Genomic DNA, 9492 nt, shown 5'->3' with positions numbered 1-9492 from the left:
AACGGAAAGATCCACTCCTGACGGGTCGCCGAGATCACCTGCACCCCGACATGATCCACCATGGACCGACCGCCGAGTTACGAGACGTCCTTTAGTCGGCAGACCGCGAATAGGCGGGTTCCACGTTCACGGCCATCGCCGGGGATGCCCTACCCCGAGGCAGGCCTGAAGGCCGACGTGCGGCGCAGGGCGACGGCGTTCATTTCGTCTACAGCTGTCAGGACTGTAGCGATGGCACGCCGCGCTCGGGCGATTCTCAAGGCTGACACAGAGATGCTGACAGCCGCAACGAACAGTAGCGTGGGCCGGATCAGCTAAAAGACAAAGCGAGCGATAGGTCCCCTTTTAGGTTTTTGGCCAGTAATGGACTGGACCTTCGCTGCGTAGGTAGTGGTCGCTGTCAGTGTGGACGCATGCCTGCGCGTTCATCGGCGTCCTCCCGGTTGGTACGGTTTCCGCTACGCGAGGGGTGTCACTCGGCCTCGTCTTACGCCAGCGTCCAGTCGGGCGCCCATAGCTGCGCGGTGTGGGACAACGGCACCACCCGTCGTCGACTGACACCTCGCGGGCCGGCCGAGCCGGCCCGCGAGCAGCCGGACGCACCGGTAGGGTGCGCCCCGTGGGAGACCTGTACGAGATCGTGTTGAGCATCGACCTGCGTGGCGACCTCACCGACGACGAGTTCGCCGAGCTGCGGTGGAACGTGGGGCAGGAGCCCAGGCCCGAGCGGCTGCCGATCGGCACGGACGCCTATCGGGAGACCTATCCGTTGGGAGATCCCGACGATCCGGATTGCGAGTGGGAGAGCGCCGAACCAGCGCCGATCTTCGGGCAGCGGGGCGCGGCCCGGCGAGTGGGGGGCGCGCTGATCGCCGAGTTGGTCGAGCGGAAGCAGCCGGACGGCTGGGCGTTGACAGTGCGCCAGGAGCTGCACCCCGACATGTTCTACCAGCTTCGGACGCTGCTGGAGTGGCTGGGCTCGCGCGCGGTCGATCGGGGCGACGGCGTCGAGCGCGTCGTCGGCTACCTGCGTTTCCACGAGACGACGGAGATCACGCCTCTCGTTCTGGCGAACGGGCGGATCGGCATACCGGCGGACGTCCGTGCCCACACCCCACACTGGCAGGGCACCTGAGTGTGAGCTCTGGGATTGCCTCTGGTCTCGGAGACGCCGGTTCAGCCACCGCACGGCGGCGCGTAGGGGATGCTTGGTGCTTGGTAGGCATTTCTCCCAATCGGCCTGGGTGCTGACATCACCGGTGGTGGCGCAGACATGCGAGCCCATCTGCTCGGGGTCGATGTTCCACAGCCGGGCCGTCTTGTCGGCGCTGCCGGTTGCCAGCAGGGAGTTGCCGCCGTCGAACGCGACCACGTAGATCGGCCCAAAGGCGGGCACACCGGTTCCCGGCAGGCGGCAATGGTGCGGTGGTGTCGGGGATCAGCCCTGCGTTTCCAAATGCTCCCGTAGGCTGCGCGGACGCAGGTCGGTCCAGATCTCGTCGATGTGCGCCAGGCAGGTCGCCCGGTCGCCGGTAACGCCTACCGCCCGCCACCCAGCCGGAATCTCCGATCCCTCCAACCAGATCGAATATTGTTCCTCGTCGTTTACCACGACGTGGTATCGGCGCAGGTCCTCAGTTGCTTCCATCACTGCTCTCCAGGTGTGGCGGTGTCCACAGATTAGACATGAGTATTATATCGACCAACCACCCGATGCGTTACCCCATCGGCGGCCATCACAAAAATCCAATTGATCGCCCCACACGGAGGCGAAGCCACCAATCACATCCATTACGGTAAATCAAGGTCACGAGGATCCGGGTGTCGACTTCACTGTTGGCGATTTTCAGGTGGCTGCTGGCGGCTCCGGTACGGTCACGGCACGCTGGCCCTCGGACGCCCGGCAGGCGCGAGGATCGGTTCCGCCCGGAGCCAGCGCTGAAACTGCCCACGTCGGCGGCTCAGGCCGCTCGCCCGGCGACCGGCTCGGGTCGCTTGGCCAGGTCCGCGTACCGGCCCCGATGGTAGAGCAGCGGCGAGTCGACCTCACTGTGCCGCAGCAGCTCCGGCTCGGCCAGCATGATCGCATGGTCACCCGCGACCACCCGGTCGATCACCCGGCACAGCAGCCAGGCCAGGGTGTCGTCGAGGATCGGCACCCCCTCGGGCCCGTGCCGCCAACGGGTCGGCGCCGCGAACCGGTCGATCCCGCTGGTGGCGAACCTCTGGGCAAGTTCCTGTTGCTGGCGGGTGAGCAGGTGCACGCCAACATGCCGGGCCCGGGAGACGGTGGGCCAACTCGACGAACTGAGATCCAGGCAGAACAGGACGATTGGCGGCCGCAGTGACACCGAGGTGAACGACGTGGCGGTGAAGCCGACCGCCGAGGCGCCGGGAGCGGTGACCACGGTGACGGTGCTGGCCTGGTGGCGCAGCACCGCCCGCAGGGTGTCCGGATCGGCGCGAACCGGCGGAGAGTCATCGACGGGCTCGGTCATGGTGTTCCTCCCCGGTGCTGGGTGCTGGACGGTCGGGTCTGCCACCCGCCGCTCGTACGGATGGTTCTCCCGTACACCGGCAACGGCCCGCAGTCGGTGTTCCGGCGGCGGCAGCGGCAGTTCGCGGCGTCGGCGTACGCGCGGGCAGGTTGATCTCGAGCCGCCACCCGCCTCTGCTCGGCACCCCGCCGGGTGGCCCGGTCAGGGGTGGTCGGCGGCGGGTGTGTGCAGCCACACCCCCTTGATCTCGGTGTAGGCCTCGATCGCGGCGGCGCCCATCTCGCGGCCCATCCCGCTGGCCTTGACGCCGCCCCACGGCCCGGCCGGATCCGGCTGTGGCGGCATGTTGACGAAGACCGCCCCGGCCCGGATCGCCCCGGCGAGCCGGTGAGCGGTGGCCAGGTCCCGGGTCCACACCGCGGCGGACAGGCCGTAGTCGCTGTCGTTGGCCCGATCGACGAGTTCCGCCGGGTCGTCGTACGGCAGGACGCACAGCACCGGCCCGAAGATCTCCGTCCGGGCGATGGTCATCTCGTCGGTTACCCCGCTGAACACGGTCGGCTGGTAGAAGAAGCCCGCGGTGAGGGGGCCGGCGGTGATCCGCCCTCCCCCGGTGACCAGGTGGGCGCCCTCGGCGGTACCGGTGCGCACGAGGTCGTCCACCCGCCGCAACTGCTGGGCGGAGATGAGCGGACCGAGCTGACTGTCGGGGGCCAGGCCGGGACCGACACGCACCTTCCCGGCCATGGTGGCGAGCTTCTCGGCGAACTCGTCGGCCCGCGTCCGCTGCACGTACAGCCGGGTGTAGGCGGTGCAGGACTGGCCGCTGTTGACCAGCCCGCCGCTGAGGCAGCCAGCTGCGGCGGCGGCAAGGTCAGCGTCTCCGGCGATGATCACCGGCGCCTTGCCGCCGAGTTCCAGCGTCACCCGCTTGAGCTGCTCGCCGCAGACCCGCCCGATCTCCCGGCCGACAGCGGTGGAACCGGTGAACGACACCTTGTCCACCCCGGGGTGGGCGACCAGGCCGCGGCCCGTGTCCGGCCCGCCCGTGACGAGGTTGACCACACCGGCCGGTACGCCAGCCTGCCGGCACAACTCCACGAGGTACGCGGCGGTGAGCGGAGTCTGCTCGGCCGGCTTGAGCACGACGGCGTTGCCGCAGGCGAGGGCCGGGGCGAGTTTCCAGACCGCGATCAGCAGCGGGAAGTTCCACGGCACGATCAGGGCACACACGCCCACCGGTTCCCGGCGGGTGTAGTGCAGCGTGTCCGGGTAGGACACCGGCACCGTGCTGCCCTCGATCCTGGTGCACCAGCCGGCGAAGTAGCGCAGGTGCTCGGCCGCGGCGGCCACGCAGCCACGGGCGGCGCGCAGCGGCTGACCCTGGTCGCGGGTCTCCAGTTCGGCCAGCGTGTCCGCATGCTCGTCGATCAGGTCGGCGACCCGCCACAGCAGCCGGGCCCGCGCGGCGGCCGTCATCAGGGCCCAGGCGGGGGCGGTGAGCGCGGCGCGGGCCGCGGCCACCGCCGCGTCGACGTCCGCCGGGCCGGCCTGGGCATAGCGGGCCAGCGGTTGCCCGGTCGCAGGGTCCAGCGAGGTGCCGTACCCGCCCGGTGCCGTCTCGAGCCAGTCGCCGTCGATGAACAGCTGGCACACCTGGTCGGTCATCGTCGCCGGGGTCACGACTGCTCCTGCCGGGTGTGGTGGCCGGCGGTGACGAAGTCGGCCGCCAGTTCGCCGATGAGGACCGCCGGGGCATGGGTGTTGGCGGTGGTCACCGCCGGCATGATCGACGCGTCGGCGACGCGTAGTCCCCGCACACCGTGCACCCGCAGCCGGGCGTCGACCACCGCCTGGTCGTCGGCACCCATCTTGCAGGTGCCGACCTGGTGGTGGAAGGTACCGGCGGTGGCGCGTACGTAGGCGCGCAGGTCGTCGAGAGTACGCACCGTCGGGCCCGGATAGACCTCCCGCGCACCCCACCCGCCGGCCAGGGCTGAACCGGCACCCATCTCCCGGCACAGGATCACCGCCTCGACGAGCGCGTCGACGTCCTGCGCGCACGCCAGCGCCGCGGGGTCGATGTCGAGCCCGGCGTGCGGGTCGCCGCCGACGAGGCTGATCCGTCCCCTGCTCACCGGGCGGACGAGGCCGGCCTGGAGGGTGAACCCGTCGGATGGGCCGGACATCCCCGGCTGGTACATCGGGACCGGGAAGTGCAGCGCCTCCACGTCGGGTACCGGCAGGCCGGACCGCGTACGCCAGAACAGGTGGCTCTGCATCGGCGTCAGGTCGGGAGAGCGTCCGACCTGGCGGGTGGTACTGAAGATGACGGGGCTGAGCAGGTGGTCGTGCAGGTTGCGGCCCACCCCGGGCAGGTGCACCCGGACGTCGATGTCGTGCCGACGCAGTTCGGCGGCGTCACCGATGCCGGAGAGCATCAGCAGCCGGGGCGATTCGATGGTGCCTGCGGAGACGATCACCTCCACGCCGGCGTGGGTGGTGTGGGTGAGCCCGTCGCGCTCCCACTCGACCCCGGTGCAGCGGTCCTGGCTGAACAGCAACCGGCGGGCGTGCGCACGGGTGACGACGGTTAGCCCCGGATGGTCGAGGATGGGACGCAGGTAACCGGCGGCGGCGCTCTGCCGTTGGCCGTCCCGGATGGTCAATTGGGTCTGCGACACCCCGTCCAGTTCGCCGGAGTTGTAGTCGGGGTTGATCCCGACCCCGATCTCCTGCGCCGCCTTGATGCAGGACTCGAAGATCGCATCCGGGCGGTACTGGGACATGACGTGGATCGGTCCGCCGGTGCCGCGCAGCGGGGACAAGGCGTCGAAGTCCTCCATGCGCCGGTACACCGGCAGGACGTCCGTCCACGACCATCCGTCGTTGCCGAGGTACGCCCAGTGGTCGTAGTCGGCGGCGGCGCCCCGTGCCCAGATCATGCCGTTGAGCGCGCTGGAGCCGCCGAGAACCCGTCCGCGCGGCCAGTGCAGTCGCCGGTGCCCGGCGTGCGGCTGCGCCACGGTGTGATACGCCCAGTCCTCCTCGGCGAACCAGAGGTAGGCCAGCCGTCCGGGCGTACCGATGTCGGGGTTGGTGTCCTCACCGCCGGCCTCGAGTACGACCACGCGCAGTCCGCGCTCGACCAGCCGGCGGGCCAGAGCGCAGCCAGCGGATCCGGCACCGACGACGACGACATCGGCGCCCGCAGGTGTCGCTGTCACGTGTGTTGCCCCTTTCCGCCCGGCAGGTGCCCGCCGGGCGACGTGTGGTGTCAGGCGGCGGCCAGCACCAGGACGGCGTTCTGGCCGCCGAAGCCGAACGAGTTGCTGAGGGCAACCTCGATGCGCTGCGCTCGGGCTGCCTTGGTGACCACGTCCAGGTCGACGGCGCTGTCCTGTTCGTCGAGGTTCGCGGTCGGCGGGACGAGACCGTGTTGCACCGCCAGCACGGTCAGGGCCGCCTCGATCCCACCGGCGGCACCCAGGGCGTGGCCGAGGGCCCCCTTGCTCGCGGTCACCACCGGCGACGGGCCGAGTAGGCGGTGGAGTACCCGCGCCTCGGCCAGGTCACCGGCGGGCGTGCCGGTGGCGTGCGCGTTGACGTGGTCCACGTCGCCCGGTACGAGACCGGCTCCGGTCAACGCGACGCGCACGGCCCGCTCGACACCACGGCCCTCTGGATCGGGGGTGGTGGGGTGGTACGCGTCGGCGCTGGCGCCGAAGCCGAGCAGCCGGGCCCGTACCCGGGCACCCCGGGCGGCGGCGTCCTCGGCGCGTTCCAGGACCAGCAGGCCGCATCCCTCACCGAGAACGAAGCCGTCCCGGCCGACGTCGAACGGCCGGGACGCGGTCGGGTCGGCGCGCTTCGACAGTGCTCCCATCTGCGCGAACCCGGCGACGACGAGCGGGGTGATGCCGGCCTCGGTGCCTCCGGCCACCACCACGTCGCAGGTCCGGCTGCGCAGCAGGTCATGGGCCATCCCGATGGCGGTGCTGCCGGAGGCGCAGGCCGTGGCGGTGACCAGGTTGGGACCGCCCGCGCGCAGGTCCATGCCGACGTGGCCGGCGGCCATGTTGGACAGCATCATCGGCAGCGTCAGCGCGGAGACCCGGTGCGGCCCCTCGGCGGCGAGGACGCCATGCTGGGCGGTCGTGGTGGACACCCCCCACATACCGCAGCCGATCACCACGCCGACCCGGGCGCCGTCCCAGGTCGCGGGGTCGAGGCCGGCGTCGGCCACCGCCTCCCGGGCCGCCACCAACGCGAACTGCACGATCGGGTCGTACTGCCAGTGGCGTCGGCCGAGTGCGGCGCGCGGGTCGAAGTCGGGCACCCGGCAGGAGAGGTCGACGGGTGTACCGGCCAGGTGGGGGTCGTGGGTCGCCGTGGAGACCCCGGCGCAGACCGTCTGCCAGGTCCGCGCCACGCCAATCCCGCCCGGGGTGACCAGTCCCAGGCCGGTGACGGCGGTCTCCATCCCGGTCACGCCGCGCGGGCCAACGAGGCTTCGATGACGCCGGCGAGCGCGCCGATGGTGGTACGCGGCGTGGCGTCCTCGTCGGCGATCCTGATGTTGAACTCCTTCTGCAGGACCAGGGCCAGTTCCACCATGAACAGCGAGTCCAGGTCCAGTTCCTCGAAGGTCACGTCCGGACCTAGTTCGTCGGGCTCCGTCTCGAAGCGGGTGGTGAGGATCTCCACCATCTGCTGGTAGACGTCGGTCATGTCACACGCTCCTCGTGGTCCGTGGGTCGCCGCGTGGCCGGGCCGATGATCGACGGCTCGGACGTCGGTTGGTGCAGTGCCGGGGCGGGGTCCGTCCTGGCGCTGGCCGGGTCCGTCGCGGCGGCGGGTCTCGGTGGATCTTCCGGCCGCTCGACGGGCCGCAACCGGGGCCAGACGAGTACCGTCGATCCCCAGGTCAGGCCTCCGCCGAAGGCGGTGAGCAGGACTCGATCGCCAGCGGTGAGCACGCCGGTGGCGTCGGCGTCGGCGATGGCCAGCGGGATGGAGGCGGCACCGGTGTTGCCGACCCGGTCGATGTTGGACACGATTCGCTTGCGGTCCAGATCGAGTTCGTCGGCGAGGGCGCTGAGGATGCGGATGTTGGCCTGGTGGCTGACCACCCGGTCGACCTCGTCGAGCTGCCAGCCGACGCGCCGCACGACGGTGCGGGACGAGGCAGCCATCCGGGTGACCGCGTTGCGGAACACCTCGCGTCCGTCCATGGTGAAGTAGAAGTCGGCCGGGTCGGTCGGTCGACCGGACAGTCGCTGCCGGGCTCCACCGGCAGCCACCTGGATCAGGTCGCTTCCGTCTCCGTCGCTGCCGAGGTCGAAGGGGCCGAGTGCGCCGGGCTCGGCGCGTCCGCCCGCGCGCAGCACGACCGCCCCCGCGCCGTCGGCCAGGACCACGGCGGTGGTGCGGTCGGCCGGGTTGGTCACGCTGGAGAGCGCATCGGCGCCGATGACCAGGACCTGGTCGGCGAGTTCGGTGGCGATCAGGCCGGCGGCGGTGGCCAGGGAGTAGACGAACCCGCTGCAGACCGCACTCAGGTCGTAGGCGGCCACCCCGGTCAGCCCCAGTCGGGAGGCGACCTCGGGTGCGATGGCCGGGCAGGACCGGTCGGGCGTCATGGTGGCGACCACGACGGCGTCGACGCCGGGCGTCCCGGCGGAGGCCAGGGCCCGCCGGGCGGCCTCGACTGCCAGGTCCGCCGTGGACATGCCGGGATCGACGAGGTGGCGTTGCGCGATGCCGGTACGGGACCGGATCCACTCGTCCGAGGTGTCCAGTCTTGCGGAGAGGTCCGCATTGGTGACCACGCGCGGCGGCACCCAGCCACCCACCCCGGCGAGCACGGCCGACCGGGTCGTCACGGTACCCGCCGAACAGGCAGACTCATATTGAATCCCTTGCATCTCTTTGGGTTCCAGCCACTAGCCAGTTAACACCGCGACACCCGCACCGCGCCCCCTAGGTTCTGCCCGGTGGGGTTTCCCCCAGTACTCGAAGGACCGGCGGCGAAATTAGGCTGATCACGCCTTAATCCCATGGTGGAGCGTCCGTAGAACGACGAGAGGAAATCGCCGTGCCATTCGCGCAGGGCCATGCGCACGCCATTTCCGCCCCACTACTGGACCACGTCGTGGTATTGCTCGACGGGGTCACCTTCCAAGAGATATTCGCCTGCGACATGCTGCGCGAACAGTTCGCCCGGGTGAAACCGAAGAACGTCACCAGCTCGGTCGCCGGGCAGTACTCGGCACTCGGGGTGGCTGGCGAGAACACCCTGCTGGAGTTGTTCGACGGCGCGCTTCCCGGATCGCACCGCCTCACCGGCGGGCTGGTTTTCTCCTTCGAACACCCCGGCTCTGTGCAGCGGGCCCGGGAGGTGCTGGACGCCGGCCCCGGCGGTCGCTACGAACTGGTGCACCGCAGCAGCGCCGACACCGGCGAGGCCAGGCCCTGGTACCACATGCTTCGGGTCGACCTCGGCGAGGACAGCCCGCTGCTGATGTTCCTCAACGAGGTCACCGGGGAGTACTTCGACTCGGTCTCCGCCCGCCGGGGACCCGACGGGGAACTGCTGCGCAGCGGCTACCTCGACGCGGCCTTCGGCGCCGGGACCCACGACCGGCGGTGGCTGCGCGACATCACCGCGGTCACCCTGCGGGCCCGCCCGCAGCGGGCCGCCCGGATGGCCGACGCGCTCACCGCGATGGGCTACCGGCTCACGCCCGCCCCGTCCGGGCTCACCGGTGATGCCGCCTCCGACACCGGCCCGACGTACCGGATCACCGGCCCGGGCGTCGACATCACCCTCGTCGGCTCGGCCACCGCCCCCGAGGGGGTTCTCGACATCACCACGGACCTGCACGAGGCACCGCAGCGGCACCAGGAGTTCGTCTTCGGCCGCACCTCGCGGTTGGTCCTACGGCAGGACGGCACCGCCCACTGGACGTTCACCCCACCGGCCGGAGGATAG

Annotated in this window: 9 protein-coding genes; 2 read left to right on the top strand and 7 right to left on the bottom strand. The window is 70.7% G+C overall.

What is annotated here, in order from left to right:
• Nucleotides 1–619: 619 nt before the first annotated feature.
• Nucleotides 620–1135 carry a hypothetical protein gene (locus ABT006_RS30625; protein WP_350711948.1) on the top strand — a complete coding sequence of 172 codons (516 nt, stop codon included), beginning with the start codon at nucleotides 620–622 and terminating at the stop codon, nucleotides 1133–1135.
• Between the two features lie 303 nt (nucleotides 1136–1438).
• Here ABT006_RS30625 and ABT006_RS30620 read toward each other — a convergent pair whose 3' ends face one another.
• The 7 genes from ABT006_RS30620 to ABT006_RS30590 all read right to left on the bottom strand — a co-directional run bounded on the left by ABT006_RS30620 (nucleotide 1439) and on the right by ABT006_RS30590 (nucleotide 8425).
• A complete protein-coding gene (locus ABT006_RS30620) occupies nucleotides 1439–1648 on the bottom strand; it encodes an MbtH family protein (protein ID WP_350711947.1) in 210 nt (69 codons plus the stop codon).
• Between the two features lie 313 nt (nucleotides 1649–1961).
• On the bottom strand, nucleotides 1962–2498 hold the full coding sequence (locus ABT006_RS30615) for a flavin reductase family protein (RefSeq protein ID WP_350711946.1): 537 nt from the start codon (nucleotides 2496–2498) through the stop codon (nucleotides 1962–1964).
• A gap of 201 nt (nucleotides 2499–2699) precedes the next feature.
• A complete protein-coding gene (locus ABT006_RS30610) occupies nucleotides 2700–4181 on the bottom strand; it encodes an aldehyde dehydrogenase family protein (RefSeq protein ID WP_350711945.1) in 1482 nt (493 codons plus the stop codon).
• Entirely contained in the window at nucleotides 4178–5725 is a 1548-nt protein-coding gene (locus ABT006_RS30605) for a GMC family oxidoreductase (protein ID WP_350711944.1), read from the bottom strand. The genes ABT006_RS30610 and ABT006_RS30605 overlap by 4 nt, the downstream gene beginning before the upstream one ends.
• Before the next feature lie 50 nt (nucleotides 5726–5775).
• Nucleotides 5776–6990 (bottom strand): beta-ketoacyl-[acyl-carrier-protein] synthase family protein, encoded by a 1215-nt coding sequence (locus tag ABT006_RS30600; protein WP_350711943.1) that lies wholly within the window; start codon nucleotides 6988–6990, stop codon nucleotides 5776–5778.
• Nucleotides 6987–7229 (bottom strand): acyl carrier protein, encoded by a 243-nt coding sequence (locus ABT006_RS30595; RefSeq protein ID WP_350711942.1) that lies wholly within the window; start codon nucleotides 7227–7229, stop codon nucleotides 6987–6989. The genes ABT006_RS30600 and ABT006_RS30595 overlap by 4 nt, the downstream gene beginning before the upstream one ends.
• Complete coding sequence (locus ABT006_RS30590; protein ID WP_466024994.1) at nucleotides 7226–8425, bottom strand: beta-ketoacyl-ACP synthase III; 1200 nt, start codon at nucleotides 8423–8425, stop codon at nucleotides 7226–7228. Before ABT006_RS30590 ends, ABT006_RS30595 begins: the two co-directional genes overlap by 4 nt.
• Nucleotides 8426–8595: 170 nt before the next feature.
• On the opposite strand from ABT006_RS30590, the gene ABT006_RS30585 reads away from it, so the two are divergent.
• The gene (locus tag ABT006_RS30585) at nucleotides 8596–9492 is read left to right on the top strand and encodes a DUF5829 family protein (RefSeq protein WP_350711940.1); all 897 of its coding nucleotides are present in this window, start codon (nucleotides 8596–8598) and stop codon (nucleotides 9490–9492) included.

The sequence above is a fragment of the Micromonospora sp. NPDC002717 genome, assembly GCF_040295705.1.
In the GTDB taxonomy this organism is placed as follows: domain Bacteria; phylum Actinomycetota; class Actinomycetes; order Mycobacteriales; family Micromonosporaceae; genus Micromonospora.
This window is presented reverse-complemented; position numbering and strand designations above follow the sequence as displayed.